Source organism: Comamonas humi (assembly GCF_054782535.1).
The window spans coordinates 299,479-320,823 of record NZ_BAAGSH010000002.1; the positions used below are offsets into that span (position 1 = coordinate 299,479).

Consider the following 21,345-nt stretch of genomic DNA (forward strand, 5'->3'; position numbering starts at 1 on the left):
CACCCGCCATGCTGACCGCACTTGCCTACACCATGATCCTCGTCTTCATGGCGCTGATCATGACCAAGCGCCTCTCGGCGATGGTGGCCCTGATCCTGGTTCCCATCGTCTTCGGGCTCCTCGGCGGCTTCGGCATGGGGCTGGGGCCGATGATGCTGGACGGCATCAAGAAGCTCGCGCCCACCGGCGTGATGCTGATGTTCGCCATCCTGTACTTCGGCGTGATGATCGACGCCGGCCTGTTCGACCCGGTGGTCAAGCTGGTGCTGCGCGTGGTGGGCGGCAGCCCGACCAAGATCGTGGTCGGCACCTTCTTGCTGGCCGCCGGCGTGTCGCTGGACGGCGACGGCTCCACCACCTACATGATCACCTGCGCCGCCATGCTGCCGCTGTACCAGCGCCTGGGCATCAACCGCCTGGTGCTCGCCTGCGTGGTGATGATGGCCGGCCAGCTGATGAACATCCTGCCCTGGGGCGGCCCCACGGCCCGCGCCGTGAGCGCGCTGCACGTGGAGATGGGCCAGGTCTTCGTGCCCATGATCCTGCCCATGGTCATCACCGCCATCTGGTGCACCTTCGTGGCCTTCATCCTCGGGCGGCGCGAATCCCGGCGCCTGGGCTTGATCCGCATGGACGACCTGCACGGCGGCAACCAGTCCATCGCCGAGGTCACCGGCGGCGACCCCGAGCTGGCCCGGCCCAAACTGCTGTGGGTCAACGCGCTGCTCACGCTGGGCCTGATGGTGGTGCTGGTCATGGACGTGTTCCCGCTGCAGGTGCTGTTCATGGTGGCCTCGGCTATCGCGCTGATGATCAACTACCCCAGCCCCCAGCAGCAGAAGGAGCGGCTGGAGGCCCATGCCGCCAACATCGTGCCGGTGGTGTCGCTGATCTTCGCGGCCGGCATCTTCGTCGGCATCCTGTCGGGCACCAAGATGGTGGACGCCATCGCCAACAGCGTGATCTCCATGGTGCCCGACTGGATGGGCCCCTACATGGCGGTGGTGACGGCCGTGCTGAGCATCCCGTTCACCTTCTTCATCTCCAACGACGCGTTCTACTTCGGCATCCTGCCCATCCTGGCGAAAACGGCCGCCGTCTACGGCATCGGCCCGGTCGAGATCGCGCGCGCCTCGCTGGTGGGCCAGCAGGTGCACCTGCTGAGTCCGCTGGTGGCCTCGACCTACCTGCTGGTGGGCCTGGCCAAGGTCGAGTTCGGCGACCACCAGCGCTTCACGCTGCTGTGGGCGCTGTCGGCGGCCTTCGTGATGCTGGCGTCCATGCTGCTGCTGGGCGTGATTCCGCTGGTCGGGAGCGGCGCATGATCAGCCGCCGCCAGACCTTGGGCGCGCTGGGCGCAATGGCCGGTTGGGCCACGGCGGCCCATGCGCAGGACGAGTTGCTGGACTATGCCGTGCGCGGCACGGCACCGCCGGGCTACCCGGCCGCCTACGCCACCACGGTGCGCGCCGCCGAGGACGAAGGCCAGCTCAGCATCCACTCCACCACCGACGAGCGCGTGGCCGCGCCGCTGGTGGCGGACTTCCGGCGCCTGTACCCGCGCATCAGTGTCAGCTACGAAGACCTGGGCAGCACCGAGCTGTACCACCGCTTCATCGCCGAGAACGAGCTCGGCCGCGAGGCCGCGGACGTGCTGTGGAGTTCGGCCATGGACCAGATGGTGGCGCTGGCCACGGCCGGCCATGCGCTGGCCTACGATTCGCCCGAGAAAGCCCACCTGCCGGCCTGGGCGCTGTGGCAGAACCAGCTCTGGGCCACGACCTACGAGCCCGTGGTCTTCGCCCACCACAAGCCCTCGCTGCCCGACAGCCAGGCTCCGCGCAGCCATGCGGCGCTGGCGCAGTGGCTGGCGCAGTCCCAGGGCGGCGTGACGAGCTACGACATCCAGAAATCCGGCGTCGGCTACTTCCTGGCCACGCAGGACGCGGCGGCCAGCGCCGACACCTTCTGGGCCACCGCCCAGGCGCTGGGGCACCTGGACAAGGGCCGCACGCAGCTGCTGCTGACCACCGACGCCATGGTGCGCCGCATCGCCGACGGGCGCGCGCCCTTCGGCATGAACCTGCTGGGCGCCTACACCGTGGCGCAGGCGCGCCGCCAGCCGTCGCTGGGCGTGATCTTCCCCGAGGACTACACCCTGGTCACCTCGCGCGTGCTGCTGCTCAACCGCCGCGCCGCCCACCCGAATGCGGCCCGGCTGTGGCTGGACTACCTGCTGTCGCAGCGCGGCCAGTCGGTGATGGCCACGGCATCGCGCCTGTATGCGCTGCGCGAGGATGCGCAGGGCGACACCACCGGCGCCGCGCTGCGCCGACTGCTGGGCGAGCGCGCCCGCCCGGTCGCGCTGGGCCCCGAACTGGCGGCGCCGCTGGCCAATGCGGCCTACCGCGACTTCATCGCGCGCTGGCGGGCGGCGCTGGGGTATGGGCGGCGATGAGCCGGATGCCGCTATCCAATAAATAGCTGCTAGCGCTTGCTCATCAAGGAATCCAATTTCAAAACACCTTGAATCCATTGACTGACAAGCGCCAGCAGCTCTATTTTTTATGAAAACCTTCAGGCCGGCGGCGGCGGCACCGAATGCAGCAGCACCGGTATCTCGCCGTCGCCATTGACGGTTTCGAGCTGCACGCCAAAGCCCCACAGCCGCGCCGCGTGCTTGAGCACCTCCAGCGCATCTTCGGCCAGCGGGTGGCCCTGGTACTGCGTGTGGCGCAGCGTGAGGCAGCGGTCGCCGCGCAGGTTCACGTTCCAGACCTGGATGTTGGGCTCGCGCGCGCCCAGGTCGTACTGCTGCGACAGCGTCTGGCGCAGGGTCCGGTAGCCGTCCTCGTTGTGAATGGCGCTGACCAGCAGCTCGCGCTCGCTCGCGTCGTCGTGGATGGCGAACAGGCGCATGTCGCGCATCAGCTTGGGGCTCAGGAACTGGCCGATGAAGCTCTCGTCCTTGAAGTTCTGCATAGCGTGGTGCAGCGCCGGCAGCCAGGGCGTGCCGGCCATGTCGGGGAACCAGCGCCGGTCCTCGTCGGTCGGCTCCTGGCAGATGCGCCGGATGTCGCGGTACATCGCAAAGCCCAGCGCGTAGGGGTTGATGCCGCTGTAGGCGCGGTGCCCGGCCGGCGGCTGGTAGATGACGTTGGTGTGCGAAGACAGCCACTCGATCATCACGCCGTCGGTCAGCCAGCCCTCGTCATACAAGGTGTTCAGCAGGGTGTAGTGCCAGAACGTGGCCCAGCCCTCGTTCATCACCTGGGTCTGGCGCTGCGGGTAGAAGTACTGCGCGATCTTGCGCACGATGCGCACGATCTCGCGCTGCCAGGGTTCGAGCAGCGGCGCGTTCTTCTCGATGAAGTAGAGGATGTTTTCCTCGGGCTCCTTGGGAAAGCGCTCATTGGGCTGCACCGTGCTGTCCTTGTCCGGGCGCACCGGCAGCGTGCGCCACAGCTCGTTCACCTGCTGCTGGGCGTAGGCCTCGCGCTGCTCGCGCTCGGCGCGCTCGCGCGCCAGGCTCTTCTTGGACGGGCGGTGGTAGCGGTCCACGCCCAGGTTGGCCAGCGCGTGGCACGAGTCCAGCCACTGCTCCACGGTGTCCAGCCCGTGGCGCTCCTCGCACTGAGCGATGAAGTCGCGGGCATAGACCAGGTAGTCGATGATGCTGCCCGCGTCGGTCCACATGCCGAACAGGTAGTTGCCCTTGAAGAAGCTGTTGTGCCCGTAGGCCGCGTGGGCGATCACCAGCGCCTGCATGGCGGTGGTGTTCTCCTCCATCAGGTAGCTGATGCAGGGGTTGGCGTTGATGACGATCTCGTAGGCCAGGCCCATGTGGCCGCGCCGGTAGCGCCGCTCGGTGGCGAGGTATTCCTTGCCGTAGCTCCAGTGGCGGTAGCCCACCGGCATGCCCACGCTGGCGTAGGCGTCCATCATCTGCTCGGCCGAGATCACCTCCAGCTGGTTGGGGTAGGTGTCCAGGCCGTAGCGCTCGGCCGCGGCGGCGATGGCCGCGTGGTAGCGCTCGATCAGCTCGAAGGTCCAGTCGCTGGGGTCCGGCAGCGGGCGCGACGGGCGCTTGCCGGCCGGCAGCGGCGTCGGTGGCACGCCGCGCTGGGCACGGTCGCCCGGGGCGGCCAGCTTCCAGCGGCGCGAGGAGCCCGCCCGCCGCGCGAGCACCGGGTATTGGGAGAGGTTCATAGCTCTACCCCTTCGGTCTTGAACAGATCGCGGAACACCGGGTAGATGTCGCCGGGTTCGGACACCTTGCGCATGGCAAAGTGCGGAAACAGCGGTACCAGCCGGCTGTACTCCTCCCACAGGTTCTGCTCTTCCTGCACCACCTGCACGTAGGCAAAGTAGCGCGCCAGCGGCAGGATCTTCTCGGCCAGCAGGTTGCGGCAGTTGACGCCGTCGTCGCCGAAGTTGTCGCCGTCGCTGGCCTGGGCCACGTAGATGTTCCAGTCGCCCACGGGGTAGCGCGCGCGGATGATCTGGTCGAGCAGCACCAGCGCGCTGCTGACCACGGTGCCGCCGCTCTCGGTGGAGTGGAAGAACTCGTCCTCGCTGACCTCGGCGGCCTGCGTGTGGTGGCGGATGAAGACGATCTCGATCTTCTCGTAGTGGCGCGTGAGGAACAAATACAGCAGGATGAAGAAGCGCTTGGCCAGGTCCTTGCGCGCCTCGTCCATGGAGCCGGACACGTCCATCACGCAGAACATCACCGCCTGGCTGCTGGGCTCGGGCACCTTGGTGCGGCTGCGAAAGCGCAGGTCTATCGGATCGAGGAAGGCCACCTTGTCCATGCGGGCCTTCAGCGCGTCGATGCGCTGCTGCAGCTCGGCCACGGCCTCGCTGGTGCCGTCGTCCTGCGCCAGCAGTTCCTCCAGCTGCGCCTGCAGGGCCTTCAGCTCGCGGTGCGGGGCGTTGGTCAGCGCCATGCGCCGGCCCAGTGCGCCGCGCATGGTGCGCAGCACGGCCAGGTTGTGCGGCGTGCCGTCGTGGCTGTAGCCGGCGCGGCGCGTCTTGTACTGCAGCGTGCTGGCGATGTGGGTGCGCAGCAGCCGCGGCAGGGCCAGGTCCTCAAAGAACAGCTCCATGAACTCTTCCTTGGTCAGCGTGAAGGTGAAGTCGTCCTCGCCCTCGCCGCTGTCGCTGGCCTGCGAGCCGCCGCCACCGCCCGCGCCGCCCTGGGGCCGGGCGATGCGGTCGCCGCGCACATGCTCGGTGTTGCCCGGGTGCACGGTGTCTCGGATGCCGCCGGGGCCGTGGTGGAACACGGGCTCGCGGATGTCCTTGCGGGGGATGGTGATGTTCTCGGCCTGCTCGATGTGGCGGATGTCGCGCTTGGCAACGGCGCGGCGCACCGCCTCCGCGATCTGGGACTTGTAGCGGCGCACGAAGCGCTCGCGGTTGCCCACCGACTTGTTCTTGCCCGCGAGCCTGCGGTCGATGATTTGCAATGCCATCTATGCCCCCCATCCATGGCCCGGCGGCGCGCCGGTCAGCTGCTCTTGCGCACGCGCAGGTACCACTCGCACAGCAGGCGCACCTGCTTGGGTGTGTAGCCCTTGGACTCCATGCGGGTGACGAAGTCCTCGTGCTTGCGTGCGTCCTCGGCGCTGGCCTTGGCGTTGAAGCTGATGACGGGCAGCAGCTCCTCGGTGTTGGAGAACATCTTCTTCTCGATCACCAGGCGCAGCTTCTCGTAGCTGGTCCAGCCCGGGTTCTTGCCCTGGTTGTTGGCGCGCGCGCGCAGCACGAAGTTGACGATCTCGTTGCGGAAGTCCTTGGCGTTGGCGATGCCGGCGGGCTTCTCGATCTTCTCCAGCTCGGCGTTGAGCGCGTTGCGGTCGAAGACCTCGCCGGTGTCGGTGTCGCGGTACTCGCTGTCCTGGATCCAGTAGTCGGCGTAGGTGACGTAGCGGTCGAAGATGTTCTGGCCGTACTCGCTGTAGCTCTCGAGATACGCCGTCTGGATCTCCTTGCCGATGAACTCGGCATAGTGCGGCGACAGGTATTCCTTGATGTAGCCGGTGTACTTGGTCTCCAGCTCGGCCGGGAACTGCTCGCGCTCGATCTGCTGCTCCAGCACGTACATCAGGTGCACCGGGTTGGCGGCCACCTCGGTGCTGTCGTAGTTGAAGACCTTGGACAGGATCTTGAACGCGAAGCGCGTCGAGATGCCCGACATGCCTTCGTCCACGCCGGCGTAGTCGCGGTACTCCTGGTAGCTCTTGGCGCGCGGGTCCGTATCCTTCAGGCTCTCGCCGTCATAGACCTGCATCTTGCTGAAGATGCTGGAGTTCTCGGGCTCCTTGAGCCGCGTGAGCACGGCGAACTGCGACATCATCTTGAGCGTGCCGGGCGCGCACACGGCCTTGGCCAGCGAGGATTCGCGCAGCAGCTTCTCGTAGATCTTCACCTCTTCGGAGACCCGCAGGCAGTACGGCACCTTGACGATGTAGATGCGGTCGAGAAACGCCTCGTTGTTGCGGTTGTTGCGGAAGGCCTTCCACTCGCTCTCGTTGCTGTGCGCCAGCACCAGGCCGTCGAAGGGGATGGCGCCGAAGCCCTCGGTGCCCTTGTAGTTGCCCTCCTGCGTGGCGGTGAGCAGCGGGTGCAGCACCTTGATGGGCGCCTTGAACATCTCGACGAACTCCAGCAGGCCCTGGTTGGCCAGGCACAGGCCGCCCGAGTAGCTGTAGGCGTCGGTGTCGTCCTGGGCAAAGTTCTCGAGCTTGCGGATGTCGACCTTGCCCACGAGGCTGGAGATGTCCTGGTTGTTCTCGTCGCCCGGCTCGGTCTTGGCGATGGCTACCTGCTTGAGGATGCTGGGGTAGCGCTTGACGACGCGGAACTGGCGGATGTCGCCGCCCAGCTCTTCCAGGCGCTTGACGGCCCAGGGCGAGAGCACGTGGTTGAGGCAGCGCCGCGGGATGCCGAACTGCTCCTCGAGCACCGGCCCGTCCTCCATGGGGTCGAACAGGCCCAGCGGCGACTCGTTCACCGGCGAGCCCTTGAGCGCGTAGAACGGCACCTTCTGCATCAGGTACTTCAGGCGCTCGGCGATCGAGCTCTTGCCGCCGCCCACCGGCCCCAGCAGGTACAGGATCTGCTTGCGCTCCTCCAGGCCCTGGGCCGCGTGGCGGAAGAAGCTCACCACCTGCTCGATGGAGTCTTCCATGCCGTAGAACTCGGCGAACGCGGGATAGCGGCGGATGACCTTGTTGGCGAACAGGCGCGACAGGTGCGGATCATTGCGCGTGTCCACCATCTCGGGTTCGCCGATGGCCGCCAACATGCGCTGGGCGGCGCTTTCATAGGCCATGGGATCGCGCTGGCACAGCACGAGGAACTCGTCGAGCGACATTTCCTCTTCGCGCAGGCGCACGTAGCGGGCGGCAGAGTTGCTGATCACATCCATACGACCTCCGTAGTGGCACCGGGGGTGAACGGCGCCGCAAAGTAGTTGCAAGGCATTCGTTATGGAGTCGTTGTAACACCTAACTCCAGCTTTGACCAGATCAACCGTCCTACACGTATTCTGCGCTTGTGCGTGCACAATGTCTGCCTCCGGCCCCTGCTGCGCCAGGGGCTGGCGGCCCATGCGGCCTCTTCAAAAAGAAGAGCTGCTTGCACTTGCCACTATTGATTTTCAGATATTTTCATATTGAAAAACAAGGTGTAGCAAGCGCAAGCAGCTATGTTTTTTGCGTTCCAGCGGAACGCAAACCATTGTCGAAAAGCTCAGAGACCGCGCTGGATGATGATCTTCTGCACGTCGCTCGTGCCCTCGTAGATCTGGCACACGCGCACGTCGCGGTAGATGCGCTCCACCGGGAAATCGTTCACCACGCCGTAGCCGCCCAGCGTCTGGATCGCGGCGCTGCACACGCGCTCGGCCATCTCGCTGGCGAAGAGCTTGGCCATGGCCGCCTCCTGCAGGCAGGGGCGGCCGGCGTCGCGCAGGCTGGCGGCGTGCCAGATGAGCTGGCGCGCGGCCTCGATCTGCGTGGCGCAGTCGGCCAGGCGAAAGCCCACGGCCTGGTGGTTGATGATGGGCGTGCCGAAGCTCTCGCGCTCCTTGGCGTACTGCACGGCAAACTCGAAGGCGCTGCGCGCCATGCCTACGCTCTGCGCGGCGATGCCGATGCGCCCGCCCTCCAGCGCCGACAGCGCGATGCGGTAGCCCTCGCCCTCGGCACCGATCAGGTTCTCGGCCGGCACCACACAGTTGTCGAAGTTGATCTGCGCGGTATCGCTGCTGTGCTGGCCCAGCTTGTCCTCCAGCCGCGCCACCTGGTAGCCGGGCGTGCTGGTGGGCACGATGAAGGCGCTCATGCCCTTCTTGCCCGCGGCTTTGTCGGTGACGGCGATGACGATGGCCACGTGGCCGTTCTTGCCGCTGGTGATGAACTGCTTGACGCCGTTGATCACATAGCTGTCGCCCTGCTTCGTCGCCGTGGTACGCAGCGCCGAGGCGTCCGAGCCCACGTGCGGCTCGGTCAGGCAAAAGGCGCCCAGCATCTCGCCACGCGCCAGCGGCGCCAGCCACTTGGCCTTCTGCGCATCGTTGCCGTAGCGCATGAAGATGGCGTTGACCGGGCAGTTGGTCACGCTGATCGCGGTGCTGGTGCCGCCGTCGCCGGCGGCGACTTCCTCGAGCACCAGCGCCAGGCTGATGTAGTCCAGCCCCGCGCCGCCCAGTTCCTCGGGCACGCAGATGCCGTAGGCGCCGAGCTGCGCCAGGCCCTGGTGAGCGGCCTGCGGAAAGTGGTGCTCGCGGTCCCACTGCGCCGCGTGCGGCCACAGCTCGGCCTGGGCGAACTCGCGCACGGCGCTGCGGATCATTTCTTGGTCGGGGGTCAACAGCATGGGTGCGGTCTCCGGATCGTTGTTTGCTATGAAAATAAAAGTGATGCCGCTAGCCTGGCAAGCACCAGCGGCCGATTCAGGTCAAATCCACGCGCCGCCCATCGTGGTGGATCAGGCGGCCCGCGTCGGCCGGCACCACGCCGGCCAGCACCTGCACCAGGTCGGCCACGCTCTGCTGCACCGACAGCGGCGCGCCGGCGCCGCCCATGTCGGTGCGCACCCAGCCGGGATCGAGCGTGACCAGCGTGGCGCCGGGCCATTCGTGCCGCGCCGAGGCGACGGCCATGTTCAGCGCGGCCTTGCTCACGCGGTACAGCCAGGCGCTGCCGTCATCCGCCTCGCGGACCAGCGACATGCCCGACGACAGAAAGCCGAACACGCCGCCCGCCGCGGCCACCAGCGGCGCCACCTGCGGCAGCACCTGCATGGCGCCGAGCACATTGGTGTGCATCACCGCGTCGAAGTCCGGCTGCGTGGGCGGCGCGCTGGCCGGTGGATTCGACCAGATGCCGGCCACGTAGAGGGCGATGTCGATCTGCTCGCCGTCGAGCTGCCAGGCCAGGCCGCTGACGCTGGCCGGGTTGGCCACGTCCACCACCAGGGCCTCGGCGCCCACGGCCTGCACCGTGGCGCGGTCTTCGGCGCGGCGCACGGTGGCGATCACGCGGCGGCCCTGGGCAGCGTACTGCCGCGCCAGCTCCAGCCCGATGCCGCGCGATGCGCCGATGACCAGAACCGTCGACATGGCTACGCGCCTTGTTCCTGCACGATCTGCGCGCGGTAGCGCTGCAGCATGGCGGCCTGGGTCTCGGGCTCGGCCTGCGTGCCGGTCTGGTCGTGGATCATGCGGTTCAGCGTGGGCAGCACCTCGCGCGGCTGGAGGGCCTCGGGGCTCCACAGGCGCGAGCGCATCAGCGCCTTGGCGCAGTGCAGGTAGGCCTCGCGCACCTGCACCTCGATCACCAGCTTGGGCAACTGCCGCTCGCCGGCAAAGCGCTGCACGAACTCGGGCTCGTCGCGCAGCCGCGCCGTGCCGTTGACGCGCAGGGTCTCGTCGACGCCGGGAATCACGAACAGCAGCGCCGCGCGCGGGTCGGCGAGCAGGTTGCTCAGCGTGTCGAGCCGGTTGTTACCGCCGGCGTCGGGCAGCAGCAGCGCGCCGTCCTCCTGCACCTTGACGAAGCCCGGCGGGCCGCCGCGCGGCGACACGTCGAGCAGCGCGCCCTCGGTGCCGCCGGAGGCGATCAGGCACAGCGGCGACAGCGCGACGAAGCGCCGGCAGTGCGCATCGAGCGCGGGCAATTGCTTGCGCAGCGCCCGCTCAGCGGGCTGCGCATAGAGGCTGCGCAACTGCGCCAGCGTGGTGATCATGCGCTTTCCTCGCCAGCCCGCACACCGGGGCGCACGGCGCTGTACAGCGCCAGGTATTCCTGCCATGCCGGGTCGAACATGGTGGAGACGTCCTCGTCCAGCCCCGGCGCATGGCGCGCCGCCAGCTGGTGCGCCAGCTCGGTGGCGGCCACCGCGTCTTCCACGTAATAGCCGGCCACGCGGGTGTCCATCTGCTCGATGCGGGTGAAGGCCAGCAAGCCGCCGTGCAGGCGCTCCAGCTCGGCCTGCAGGGCCTCGTGCGCGTCGCGCACCTGGTCGAGCTGCTGCTGGCTGTCGAAGGGCAGGCGCCACTCCAGGAAGTACGGCAGGTCGGCGCGGGTGGCGACGGCGTTGGCCGAGGCGCGGAAGGTCAGCAGGTCGGGCGGGGCGTCGTCGGCCGCGTCGTGGCGGCGCACCTCAAACACGGTCCACGAATCGTCGTCGGCCGGCGGGAACTCGTAGCTGCGCCCGAGCTGCTCGCGCACGAAGGCGTCGAAGATGGCCGGGAACACCGACAGCGGCTCGGCGCCCTCGACGTCGTCGGAGAAGGCGTCGACAAACTCCACCGGCCCCACGCGCACCGCGAAGTCCCATTCGCCGAGCACGTGGTCGAGCATGATGAAGCTCATGTGCCGCGCATGCTCGACCATGTCCTGCGGGATGATCTTCTCGAACGACAGCTCCAGCCCCACGGTGCCGCCGGCGTCGTAGTGCGCCACCAGCACGTCGGAGCACGAGAGGCTGAAGCCGTCCATGCCCATGGAGAAGTCGCTGCCCAGCGCGCGGCTGCGGAAGGCCTGCAGCCGCCAGCGCGACTGCGGCGGCGCGTGCCGCACCAGCGCCTGCACGTTCTCGAAGCCGTCGAGGCTGCCGTGCGCGGTGACGACCAGCAGCGGCAGCGCGCCGTCGGCGCCCTGCTCCAGCTCCAGCCCGAGGCCGGGCGCATGCTGCTCGAGCAGCGCGGTCGCCTGCTCCACGAACTCCTGCGGCGGCAGCGCCGCCAGCTCGGCCTCGCGGGCCGCGAACGCGCGCCAGAAGGCCTCGATCTGCGCCACGCCCAGCGGGGCGGGCAGTGCGTCGTCGTCTTCGATGTCAGCGCTCATGGTTCACCTCCGATGGTCGGTATCAGCGGCCCTGGCCCAGGTCCATGATGAGGCGCGCGGCCATGTACAGCCGGCGCGGGATGGCGTCGATCAGCACGTACTCGGCCTTGTCGCTGTGGTAGCCGTAGCCGGGCAGGCCCAGGCTTTCGATCACCGGCTTGCCGCTGAGCGCCGCATAGGCCGCGTCGGTGCCGCCGCCGGTGCGCGCCTCGATGGCGATCGTGCCGCCCGCCTCGCGGTAGTAGCCGGCGGCCTTGTCCACCAGCGCCTTGCCGCCTTCGCCGGCATTGAAGGCCGGGCGGCCGCGCACGACGTTGACGGCCACCTCGGCAGCCGGCAGCTTCTTCTGCTGCGCGCGCTCCTGCAGCGTCTTCATCGCGGCGTCGAAGTCCTCGGTCTTGGCGTAGCGCACATCGGCGTTGAGCGTGGCGCTGTCGGGGATGATGTTGCTCACCGAGCCGGCCTTGGCGATGGTCCAGTTGAAGCGCAGGCTCTTGGCCTTGTCGTCGATGTCGATGGTGCGGCGCACCAGGTCCGAGGCCTCGACCAGCGCGTTCACGCCCTGCTCGGGCGCGGCGCCGGCGTGCGAGGCCTTGCCCTTGATGTCGGCCTGCACGTAGGCGATGCCCGAGGTACCGAGCGCGAAGCTCTCCTTGTCGCCCAGCGTGGGCTCGAACGAGAGCACGTAGTCGGCCTTGGCGGCCTCGGCCTGGATCAGCTCGCGCGAGCCGAACGAGCCTTTTTCCTCGTCGGTGTTGAACAGCACGGTGATGCTGCCGAAGCCCTGCGCGCCGCGCGCCTTCAAGAGCGCCAGCGTGTGCAGGATGACGGCGATGCCGCTCTTGTCGTCGGCGATGCCGGGGCCGTAGGCCTTGTTGCCGTCGATGCGGAACGGCGCCTTGGCCAGCATGCCCTTGAGGTAGACGGTGTCCATGTGCGCGAGCAGCAGCAGCTTCTTGCCGCCCTGGCCCTGCAGCGTGGCGACGAGGTTGTCGCCCACCACGTTGCCGGCCGCCTTGTGGCGCACGACGCTCAGGCCCAGCGCCTTGAGCCGGTCTTCCAGGTACTGGCCGGCGGCGGCCATGCCCTCGGCATTGCCGGTGCCGGTCTCGATGTTGACCAGCTGCTCCAGCGTCTTGACCACCGCGGGCTGCTCGGCGCTGGCGGCGCCGAACAGGGCCTCGTCGCGCTGCTGGGCCTGGGCCCCGGCGGCGGACAGCAGGGCCAGCGCGGCGGCCAGCGGCACAAGGACGGTACGGGGCAGTTTCATCGGTCTCTCCTCGGGGTTTTGGTCGGGGCGGGGCGTCAGAGCATTTCCACGGCCATCGCGGTCGCTTCGCCGCCGCCGATGCACAGCGTGGCCAGGCCGCGCTTCTTGCCGCGCGCCTTCAGCGCATGCAGCAGCGTGACCATGATACGCGCGCCACTGGCGCCGATGGGGTGGCCCAGCGCGCAGGCGCCGCCGTTGACGTTGACCTTGTCGTGCGGAATGGAAAGTTCGTGCATCAGCGCCATGGGCACGACGGCGAAGGCCTCGTTGATCTCCCACAGGTCGACGTCGCCCACCGTCCAGCCCAGTTTCTTGAGCAGCTTCTGCGTGGCGCCCACCGGAGCGGTGCTGAACCACTCGGGTTCCTGCGCGTGCGTGGCATGGCCGGCGATGCGCGCCAGCGGCGTGCAGCCCAGCGCCTTGGCGGTGGATTCGCGCATCAGCACCAGGGCGGCCGCGCCGTCGTTGATGCTGGAGCTGGAGGCGGCGGTGATGGTGCCGTCCTTCTTGAACGCGGGCTTGAGCGAGGCGATCTTGTCCAGCCGGGCCTTCAGCGGGCCTTCGTCTTCGCTCACCACCACGTCGCCCTTGCGGGTCTTGACGGTGACGGGGGCGATCTCGGCCTTAAAGGCGCCGGATTTCGTTGCCTCCTGCGCGCGCTGCACGCTGGCGATGGCGAAGGCGTCCTGCTGCTCGCGGGTGAAGCCGTACTTGGCGGCGCAGTCCTCGCCGAAGGTGCCCATGCTGCGGCCGGGCTCGTAGGCGTCTTCCAGGCCGTCGAGCATCATGTGGTCGAAGACCTTGTCGTGGCCCATGCGGTAGCCGCCGCGGCCCTTCTTGAGCAGGTAGGGCGCGTTGCTCATGCTCTCCATGCCGCCGGCGACCATGACTTCGCGGCTGCCCGCCACGAGCTGGTCGTGCGCGAGGATGGTGGCCTCCATGCCGGCGCCGCACATCTTGCTGAGCGTGACCGCGCCGCAGCTGCGCGGCAGGCCGCCCTTGAACACCGCCTGGCGCGCCGGAGCCTGGCCCTGGCCGGCCATCAGGCAGTTGCCGAACAGCACTTCCTCGACCTTCTCGGGCGCGATGCCGGCGCGCTCGACGGCGGCCTGGATGGCAGCGCCGCCCAGGTCGTTGGCCGACAGCTCGGCAAAATCGCTCATGAAGCCGCCCATGGGCGTGCGGGCGGCGCTGACGATGACGACGGGGTCTTGCATGGTGGGTCTCCTGAAAGTAAAAATAAGAGCGGCTGGCGCTTGATACACAAGGACTTCAAATACTTTTGATATTGAAATCCTTGTGCATCAAGCGCCAGCCGCTATGGTTTTGTGCAGTTCTTGGCTAGCCGCGTTCGCGCGTGGCGACCAGCTCGACCGCCCGGCGGCGCACCTCGGCTAGGCCGCCGACGTCGGGCACGGTCATCTGCAGGTTGGTGATGAGGCCGTTCTTCAGGCTGTAGCACCAGCCGTGCAGCACGACCTTCTGGCCGCGCGCCCAGGCGTCCTGCATCACGGTGCTCTGCGCCACGTTCATCACCTGCTCGATGGCGTTGAGCTCGCACAGTGCGTCGTGGCGCCACTGCGGCGACAGCTCCTGCAGCAGCGTGGCATGCTTGTCGCGCACGTCCTTCACATGGCGGATCCAGTTGTCGGCCAGGCCCACGCGCGCATCCTCGAGCGCGGCCAGCACGCCGCCGCAGCCGTAGTGGCCCACGACCATCAGGTGCTCGACCTGCAGCTGGTCGATGGCGTACTGGATGGTCGAGAGGCAGTTCAGGTCGCTGGGCACCACCACATTGGCGATGTTGCGGTGCACGAAAACCTCGCCCGGCGCCAGGCCGGTGATCTGGTTCGCGGGCACGCGGCTGTCGGAGCAGCCGATCCACATGTACTTGGGGTTCTGCTGCGCCATCAGCCCGGTGAAGAAGCCAGGTCGCTCGCGTTCCACGTTTTCCGCCCACTCGCGGTTGTGGACAAAGAGCTCTTCGATGGATGTCGTCGTCATGCGTTTCCTAACAGTTGAACACGGGGCATGGCGCAGCGCACAGATCAGCAGGTCTCTGCGAACAGCTCTCGACCGATCAGCATGCGGCGGATCTCGCTGGTGCCGGCGCCGATCTCGTAGAGCTTGGCGTCGCGCCACAACCGGCCGAGAGGATACTCGTTGATGTAACCGTTGCCGCCATAAACCTGAATACCCTCTCCGGCCATCCAGGTAGCCTTCTCGGCGCACCACAGGATGACGCTGGCGCAGTCCTTGCGCACCTGGCGCACATGCTCGGTGCCCAGCAGGTCGAGGTTCTTGGCCACGGTGTAGGCGAACGAGCGGCCCGCCTGCAGCACGGTGTACATGTCGGCCACCTTGCCCTGGATGAGCTGGAACTCGCCGATGCTCTGGCCGAACTGCTTGCGGTCGTGGATGTAGGGCACCACGTTGTCCATCACCGACTGCATGATCCCCAGCGGCCCGCCGGTGAGCACGGCGCGCTCGTAGTCGAGGCCGCTCATCAGCACCTTGGCGCCCATGTTCACGCCGCCCAGCACGTTCTCGGCCGGCACTTCCACGTTCTGGAACACCAGCTCGCCCGTGTGGCTGCCGCGCATGCCCAGCTTGTCGAGCTTCTGCGCGATGGAGAAGCCCTTCATGCCCTTCTCGATCAGGAAGGCCGTCACGCCGCGCGCGCCCAGTTCGGGCTCGGTCTTGGCGTAGACCACCAGGGTGTCGGCGTCGGGGCCGTTGGTGATCCACATCTTGTTGCCGTTGAGCAGGTAGTAGCCGCCCTTGTCCTCGGCCCTGAGCTTCATCGAGATCACATCGGAGCCCGCGCCGGGCTCGCTCATGGCCAGCGCGCCCACGTGCTCGCCGCTGATCAGCTTGGGCAGGTACTTGGCCTTCTGCGCCGCGTTGCCGTTGCGGTTGATCTGGTTCACGCACAGGTTGCTGTGCGCGCCATAGGACAGGCCGATCGAGGCGCTGGCGCGCGAGATCTCCTCCATCGCCACCATGTGGGCCAGATAGCCCATGTCGGCGCCGCCGTACTGTTCGGACACGGTGATGCCCAGCACGCCCAGCTCGCCGAACTTGGGCCACAGGTCCATAGGGAACTGGTCGTCGCGGTCGGCCTGGGCGGCGCGCGGCGCGATCTCTTCCTGCGCAAAGGCGTGGACGGCGTCGCGCAGCGCGTCGATGTCGTCGCCGAGCTGGAAATTCAGGCCTGGAAGCGTGGAACTCATGGGTGTCTCCTGTGCAGAAATAATGGATTCAGTGCTGGATGCCGGCGCGGCCGGTGACGGCCATCAGCGTGCACGACATGGTGGCGATCAGTTTCTCATTCCCCTCGTCGATCGCAAAGGCCCTGCCCTCGGCAAAGCTGACGGTGCGCCCGGCCTTGACCACGCGCCCCTCCATGCGAAAGCGCTGGCCCTTGGCCACGGCCATCAGGTTGACCTTGAACTCGATGCTGAGCACGGCGGCATCCGGCGCCATCTGCGTCAGCGCCGCGTAGCCGCAGGCCGAATCGAGCGCGGTGGACACCATGCCGGCATGCAGGAAGCCGTGCTGCTGCGTGAGCCCCGGCGCCCAGTCCAGCTCGATGTCCACGGCGCCCGGCTCCACCTTGGCCAGGCGCGCGCCCAGCGTCTGCATCGCGCCCTGGCGCGCAAAGCTGTCGCGCACGCGCTGGGCAAAGTCGGCGGGCTCGGGACGGGGCTGAATGGTCATGGCAGGGAATTTACGTTGACGTCAACGTCAACTATAAATCAACTCGGCTGGCGCAGGTTGCGCAGCAGCGAGGCGGCCTCGCGTTCATGTTCTTCAATTTCTGCCAAATTGGCCTGCAAATCTGCCAACTGCGCCTCGATGCGGGCGCGGTGCGTGGCCAGCACCTCGAGAAAGCGGCCCAGCTGCACGCCGGTGTCGCGCGGGGAGTCGTAGAGATCGATGATCTCCTTGGCCTCGGCCAGCGACAGCCCCAGCCGCTTGGCGCGCAGCGTGAGCCTGAGCCGCGTGCGGTCCTTGCCGCTGTAGATGCGCTGGCGCCCGCCCGCGCCGCCGCGCTCGGGCAGCAGCAGGCCCATGTCTTCATAGAAACGGATGGCCCGCGTGGTGAGATCGAACTCCTGTGCGAGTTCGCTGATGGTGTAGGTAGTGGCTGCGGCCACGGCGTCGTCCCTGCGTGATGTCGATGGCGGCATTATGGCAACGCCGCCACGCCACACGGGTGTCGCATCAGCAGTCGCCGATGCGCTGGCTGCGCACCGTGGAGTCGAGGGTGCCGCCCGGCGTGGTCGTGCTGGAGCGGACGGTGTTCTCGGTGGGCGAGGCATAGTCGGCCTGCAGCGACATCCGGAACCTGCCTTCGCCGCAGGACAGCACCAGGCTTTCCTGTTGGCCCGAGGACTGGATCTCGGGCGCGGCGCAGCCGGGCAGGTCCTTGGCCTGGGCATCGACGATGGACTGCAGCGTGCGCCCCGCCATCTCGGGCGTGATGCAGACCTCCTGCACCAGCTTGCCGCCCTCGATGCGGGCGTTGTCCATGTGGGCGGCCTTGCGCTGCTCGGGCGTCATCTGCTTGAGGGCCTGCTCCATGCCGGCCAGCGACTGCTGGCCCAGCGGGCCGGTCATCTCGGTAGTGACGCGCCACTGGCCGGCCTGCACCTTGGCCGGGGCGGGAGCGACGGCCGGCGCCCGGTCGGCCTCCTTGTCGCCGCAGGCTGCGAGCAGCGTGGTGACGGCGGCCAGCGACAGCAGTGTCCAGGTTCTTGCGTGGCTCATGGATTCCCTTTCTCGTCCAGCGTGCGCACCGGCACGCCCATGTCGTTCCACCACTCGGGGTGGCAGGTGAAGAGCAGCAGCTGGTGCCGGGTGGAGGCGTCGTAGAGCACGCGCTTCATCTGCGCCAGGCGCTGCCGGTCGCTGTGCACCAGCGCGTCGTCGAACATCAGCAGCGTGGGCTGGCCAGCGGCGCGCAGCAGGTCGGCATAGGCCAGGCGGCTGAGGATGCCGAGCTGCTCCTGCGTGCCATAACTCAGCTCGGCCAGTTCGCCCGCCACGCGGGCCGCGTCGGCGCCGCTGCCGGCAGGCGCCTGCACCTGCTGCGGCACCAGTTGCTCGGACAGCACGATGCGCCCGCCGGGCAGCAGCAATTGCAGGTAGTGCTGCAGGCGCGATTCGAGCGGGGCCTGCAGGCGCCTGAGCGCTGCCGCGCGCTTGGCCTGCAGCCGGGTGACGACCGTGTGCAGCGCCTGGGCGCGGCGGCCTATCTCGCCGGCGCGGCGCTGCTGCGCTGCGATAGCGCCTTCGAGCTGGGCGCTGGCTTCCTCCAGCCCCTGCGCGCCGGCGGCCTCGAGCGCGGCGCGCAGCCAGGCGATGCGGGCCTGGCGCTCGCGCTGCTGCTGCTCGTGCGCGGCAATGCTGCGCGCCAGGCGCTCGATGTCCTGCTGCACGAAGCCGGCCTCGCCGGGCTGCTGCGCGGCGGCCTGCTGGGCGATGCGCTGCTGCAGCTCGGCCAGCGCGGCCTGCAGCAGCGCGGCTTCGCGCTGGGTGTGGGCGTGGCGATCCCGAGCAGCGGGGTCGTCGAGCTGGGCGCGGGCCAGCGTCGCCTCTTGCTCGGCGTTGCGCCAGCGCTGCTCGGCCAGCACGCGCTCGCGCTCGGCCTGCTCGCGCGCCTGCTGGGCCTGCTCCAGCGCATGCTGGGCCTGATCGAGTGCGGCCTGGGCGCTGTGCCAGTCCGGCAGGTCCGCCGCGTCCGGCGCCGGCAGGGCCTGCTGCTGCAGCGCCTGGTGCCGAGCCCGGGCCTGCTCCAGCGCCAGGGCCAGCGCCTCGGCACCCTGCGGCGCATGCGCGGCGAGCACGGCCTGCGCCTGCTGCTGCTCGGCTTCGAGCGACTGGCGCTGCTCCCAGCGCTGCTGCGCCTCGGCGGCGCTGGCCACGCCGTGGCGCAGCAGGGCCGCCTGCAGGCCGGCTTCGGCCTGGGCGAGCTGCTGCGCGGCGTCCAGCACGCCCTGGCCGCCGGGGGTGATGGTCAGTTCACCACCGCCGGGCAATTGCAGCGTGGTGGCGCCGGTCAGCCATTGCTGGCCCTGCTCGGCCCACTGGCCCTGGGCCTCGGCCGTGCGCCACGGCAGCGCCTGCCCGGCGGGCAGCGCAAACTGCACCTGGGTGGCGGTGGCGTCGCGCTGCATGCGGGCCTGCCAGACGGCGTCTTCAAGCTTGCGCAGCTGTTGTGCATCAGCCTTTTTGACCTGCAACCCAGACAGGGCAAGTGCCATTTGCTTCATTTTTTGTAGCAAATCCTGCACCTGCCCGTGCGCGACCTGCAGGCGCGCGCTGTCGGCCGCCGCCTGCGCGAGGCGCGCCTGCAGCTCGGTGTGCTGGCGGGCGGCCTCGGCCCGCTGCTGCGTGGCCAGGGCCGCGGCGCGCTGCTGGCCGGCGCGCTCCCACTGGCTGCTGGCCTGGGCGTGCCGCTGCAGCGCGGCCTGGTGCGCCGCCTCGGCGCTGCGCACGGCGTCCTGGCGCTGGGCCCACTGGCGCTGCTGCTCGTCGTGGCGCTGCAGCGCGTGGGCCAGCAGGTCGCGCTGGGCCTGCAGGGCGGCGAGCCGCGCCTCGTTGTCGGCCTGGGCCTGCTTCAACTGCTCCAGCTCGGCCAGGCGTGCGCGCGCGGCCGCCAGTTCGCCGCGCCAGGCCTGGTCGGGCGGCTGGGCCGCGGCCTGCTGTTCGTCGTGCTGCAGGCGGTCGAGCTCATCGACCTGGCTGCGGTACTGGGCGATGTGCGCGCGCTGCTGGGCGAGCTGGGCCTGCTGCTCGCCGATCTGGTCGAGCAGCGCCTTGTAGGCCTTGACGGGCTTATCATTGGCTCCCCAGTACTGGGCCAGTTCGGCTTGCAGCTGCGCGATCAGCGCATCGCCCGCCGTGGCGGCCAGCGCGGACGCGGGCTGCGCCTCGTCGCCCTGGCTGGCGTGCAGCGCCGCGCCCAGGCGCTGGCTGGCGTGGCCCACGCGGGCCGCCAGCTCGCCCGGGTCGCTGCCCTGCTCCACCCACAGCAGGCCGGGCACGCCCCAGCGGTCGGCCTTGCTCGGCCCCTTGGCGGCAAAGGTGAAGCCGATGCGCTCGGCCAGGTAGTCTTCCGCCTCCTGGCCGTCCAGCGCCTGGCGCTCCCAGCGCAGGTCGGCGCGCTCCTTCTTCAGAAAGGTCTTCTGCAGTTGGTAGGGCACGCCCTGCAACACGAAGTCCAGTTCCACCGACGGCGCCGCGCCGCTGTTGCCGTGCGGCCGCAGGTCGGCCGCCGAGCTGGAGCCGTGCCGGTCCAGGAAGGCCGCGCGGATCGCGCGCGCCACCGTGCTTTTGCCCGCCCCGTTGGGGCCGGCGATGATGTTGAGGCCCGGGTCCAGGCCGTCCAGCCGCAGCGCGTCGAACTTGCGCACCTGCGCGAGCTGGATGCGGGTGAGGTGCAGGTTGGCCGTCATGCCGCAGCCCCTTGCTGCCACAGCGCGGTGGCCAGCAGCGCCAGCGCGTCCTGCGCGCCGTCCTGGCCGGCGGCGGATTGCTGGCGCAGCTCGGCCAGCAGCTCGCCCACGTAGCCGTCGGCATGCAGCGCGGCGAGATCGTCGTCGGTGGGCGCCATGCGCAGCGCGCCCTGCTCCACGATGAGGCAGCGCGCCCGCGCCTCGGCCACGCCCACGGCGGCCTGCAGGCGCTGGTAGCCGGCCCAGTCGAGCTGGCCGCTGAGCGTGAGCTGCAGCACGTCGTGCGGCTGCACGGCGGCGAGCAGGGCCTCGGCGGCGTCCACGTCGCTCGCCAGCTGCAGCGCCAGCGCCTCCTTGCGCCAGCGGTAGCGGGCCACGGGCAGCGGCGTGACCTGGGGCTCGGCGCCGGGTGCGGCAATGTCCACCAGCAGCGCGTAGCCCGGCTCGTTGTTGGGAAAGCGGTCGGGCTCGGGCGTGCCGCTGTAGGCCATGCGCGGTTGCACCTGCTTCAGGCCATGCCAGTCGCCCAGCGCCAGCCAGTCGAGCCGCGCCGTATCGCAGCGCGTGGGGGCGATGGGGTTGGGCGAGTCGATGCCGTCGTGCAGCAGCCCCTGCACGCTGCCGTGCGCCAGGCCTATTCGCAGCAGGCCGGCGGGGGTGTCGGCCGTGTCCATCCAGGCCGTGGTGTCGTCGTAGGTGTGGCGCTGGCGCAGCGGCGCGGGCAGCACCGCAAAGCCGCGCTCGGCAAAGCTGCGCACCTCGGGCGCGAGCAGCAGGTGCGCGTTGGCCGGCACGCACTGCAGGCGCTCGGCGCGCGTCCACACGCTCTCGGCCAGCGCCGCGTCATGGTTGCCGGGGATCAGCAGCCAGGGCCCGGCAAAGCCGGCCAGCAGCTGGAACAGGCGGCGGATGGTCTTGTCGGACACGGTCTGCGCGTCGAACACGTCGCCGGCGACCAGCACCGCATCCACCGCGTACTCGGTGGCGAGCTGCGCCAGCCGCTCGACAGCGGCGAAGCGCGCCTCGGCCAGCAGGGGCGCGGTGTCGGCATCGAAGGTGGAGAACTGGCGGCCGATTTGCCAATCGGCGGTGTGCAGGAATCGGGGCATGGCGGTTCAGGAAGGTGGCCGCGCCTTCTGGCGGCCAGCGGCCACATTAGCACAGCCGGCGGCCCCTGCGGCGCAGGCCGCGCCGCGGGGCCGGCCGCCACTGCGCAAGGGTAAATCCTATAGGCCGAGTCCGTACGACGATC

18 protein-coding genes are annotated in these 21,345 nt (G+C 68.9%); 2 read left to right on the forward strand and 16 right to left on the reverse strand.

Annotation, left to right across the window (positions count from 1 at the left end):
- Positions 1-8: 8 nt before the first annotated feature.
- A complete protein-coding gene (locus ACYVKR_RS01765; RefSeq protein ID WP_460478993.1) occupies positions 9-1,325 on the forward strand; it encodes a CitMHS family transporter in 1,317 nt (438 codons plus the stop codon).
- Positions 1,322-2,458, forward strand: coding sequence for an ABC transporter substrate-binding protein (locus ACYVKR_RS01770; protein ID WP_460478994.1), 1,137 nt, complete (start codon positions 1,322-1,324; stop codon positions 2,456-2,458). Before ACYVKR_RS01765 ends, ACYVKR_RS01770 begins: the two co-directional genes overlap by 4 nt.
- 119 nt (positions 2,459-2,577) lie before the next feature.
- Here ACYVKR_RS01770 and ACYVKR_RS01775 read toward each other — a convergent pair whose 3' ends face one another.
- From ACYVKR_RS01775 to ACYVKR_RS01850, 16 genes are all read right to left on the reverse strand, one after another.
- Positions 2,578-4,209, reverse strand: a complete 1,632-nt coding sequence (locus tag ACYVKR_RS01775) for a SpoVR family protein (RefSeq protein ID WP_460478995.1) — start codon at positions 4,207-4,209, stop codon at positions 2,578-2,580.
- Positions 4,206-5,477, reverse strand: a complete 1,272-nt coding sequence (locus tag ACYVKR_RS01780; RefSeq protein WP_460478996.1) for a YeaH/YhbH family protein — start codon at positions 5,475-5,477, stop codon at positions 4,206-4,208. Before ACYVKR_RS01780 ends, ACYVKR_RS01775 begins: the two co-directional genes overlap by 4 nt.
- Positions 5,478-5,512: 35 nt before the next feature.
- Positions 5,513-7,435: a PrkA family serine protein kinase gene (locus ACYVKR_RS01785; RefSeq protein WP_460478997.1), complete on the reverse strand. Its 1,923-nt coding sequence runs from the start codon at positions 7,433-7,435 to the stop codon at positions 5,513-5,515.
- 323 nt (positions 7,436-7,758) lie between these two features.
- Positions 7,759-8,886, reverse strand: a complete 1,128-nt coding sequence (locus ACYVKR_RS01790) for an acyl-CoA dehydrogenase family protein (RefSeq protein WP_460478998.1) — start codon at positions 8,884-8,886, stop codon at positions 7,759-7,761.
- A gap of 76 nt (positions 8,887-8,962) precedes the next feature.
- Complete coding sequence (locus tag ACYVKR_RS01795; protein ID WP_460478999.1) at positions 8,963-9,631, reverse strand: Rossmann-fold NAD(P)-binding domain-containing protein; 669 nt, start codon at positions 9,629-9,631, stop codon at positions 8,963-8,965.
- 2 nt (positions 9,632-9,633) lie between these two features.
- Positions 9,634-10,257, reverse strand: a complete 624-nt coding sequence (locus ACYVKR_RS01800; protein ID WP_460479000.1) for a pyridoxamine 5'-phosphate oxidase family protein — start codon at positions 10,255-10,257, stop codon at positions 9,634-9,636.
- A complete protein-coding gene (locus ACYVKR_RS01805) occupies positions 10,254-11,360 on the reverse strand; it encodes a hypothetical protein (RefSeq protein ID WP_460479001.1) in 1,107 nt (368 codons plus the stop codon). The genes ACYVKR_RS01800 and ACYVKR_RS01805 overlap by 4 nt, the downstream gene beginning before the upstream one ends.
- Before the next feature lie 22 nt (positions 11,361-11,382).
- The gene (locus tag ACYVKR_RS01810; protein WP_460479002.1) at positions 11,383-12,630 is read right to left on the reverse strand and encodes a glutamate carboxypeptidase; all 1,248 of its coding nucleotides are present in this window, start codon (positions 12,628-12,630) and stop codon (positions 11,383-11,385) included.
- Positions 12,631-12,665: 35 nt separating this feature from the next.
- The gene (locus tag ACYVKR_RS01815) at positions 12,666-13,847 is read right to left on the reverse strand and encodes a thiolase family protein (protein ID WP_460479003.1); all 1,182 of its coding nucleotides are present in this window, start codon (positions 13,845-13,847) and stop codon (positions 12,666-12,668) included.
- Between the two features lie 124 nt (positions 13,848-13,971).
- A complete protein-coding gene (can, locus tag ACYVKR_RS01820; RefSeq protein ID WP_460479004.1) occupies positions 13,972-14,634 on the reverse strand; it encodes a carbonic anhydrase in 663 nt (220 codons plus the stop codon).
- A 44-nt stretch (positions 14,635-14,678) separates the two neighbouring features.
- A complete protein-coding gene (locus tag ACYVKR_RS01825; protein WP_460479005.1) occupies positions 14,679-15,863 on the reverse strand; it encodes an isovaleryl-CoA dehydrogenase in 1,185 nt (394 codons plus the stop codon).
- Between the two features lie 28 nt (positions 15,864-15,891).
- Entirely contained in the window at positions 15,892-16,350 is a 459-nt protein-coding gene (locus ACYVKR_RS01830; protein WP_460479006.1) for a PaaI family thioesterase, read from the reverse strand.
- A gap of 38 nt (positions 16,351-16,388) precedes the next feature.
- A complete protein-coding gene (locus tag ACYVKR_RS01835; protein WP_460479007.1) occupies positions 16,389-16,823 on the reverse strand; it encodes a MerR family transcriptional regulator in 435 nt (144 codons plus the stop codon).
- 34 nt (positions 16,824-16,857) lie between these two features.
- Complete coding sequence (locus tag ACYVKR_RS01840) at positions 16,858-17,403, reverse strand: DUF3617 domain-containing protein (RefSeq protein WP_460479008.1); 546 nt, start codon at positions 17,401-17,403, stop codon at positions 16,858-16,860.
- A complete protein-coding gene (locus tag ACYVKR_RS01845) occupies positions 17,400-20,093 on the reverse strand; it encodes an AAA family ATPase (RefSeq protein WP_460479009.1) in 2,694 nt (897 codons plus the stop codon). The genes ACYVKR_RS01840 and ACYVKR_RS01845 overlap by 4 nt, the downstream gene beginning before the upstream one ends.
- Positions 20,090-21,202 carry a metallophosphoesterase family protein gene (locus tag ACYVKR_RS01850; RefSeq protein WP_460479010.1) on the reverse strand — a complete coding sequence of 371 codons (1,113 nt, stop codon included), beginning with the start codon at positions 21,200-21,202 and terminating at the stop codon, positions 20,090-20,092. Before ACYVKR_RS01850 ends, ACYVKR_RS01845 begins: the two co-directional genes overlap by 4 nt.
- Positions 21,203-21,345 lie beyond the last annotated feature (143 nt).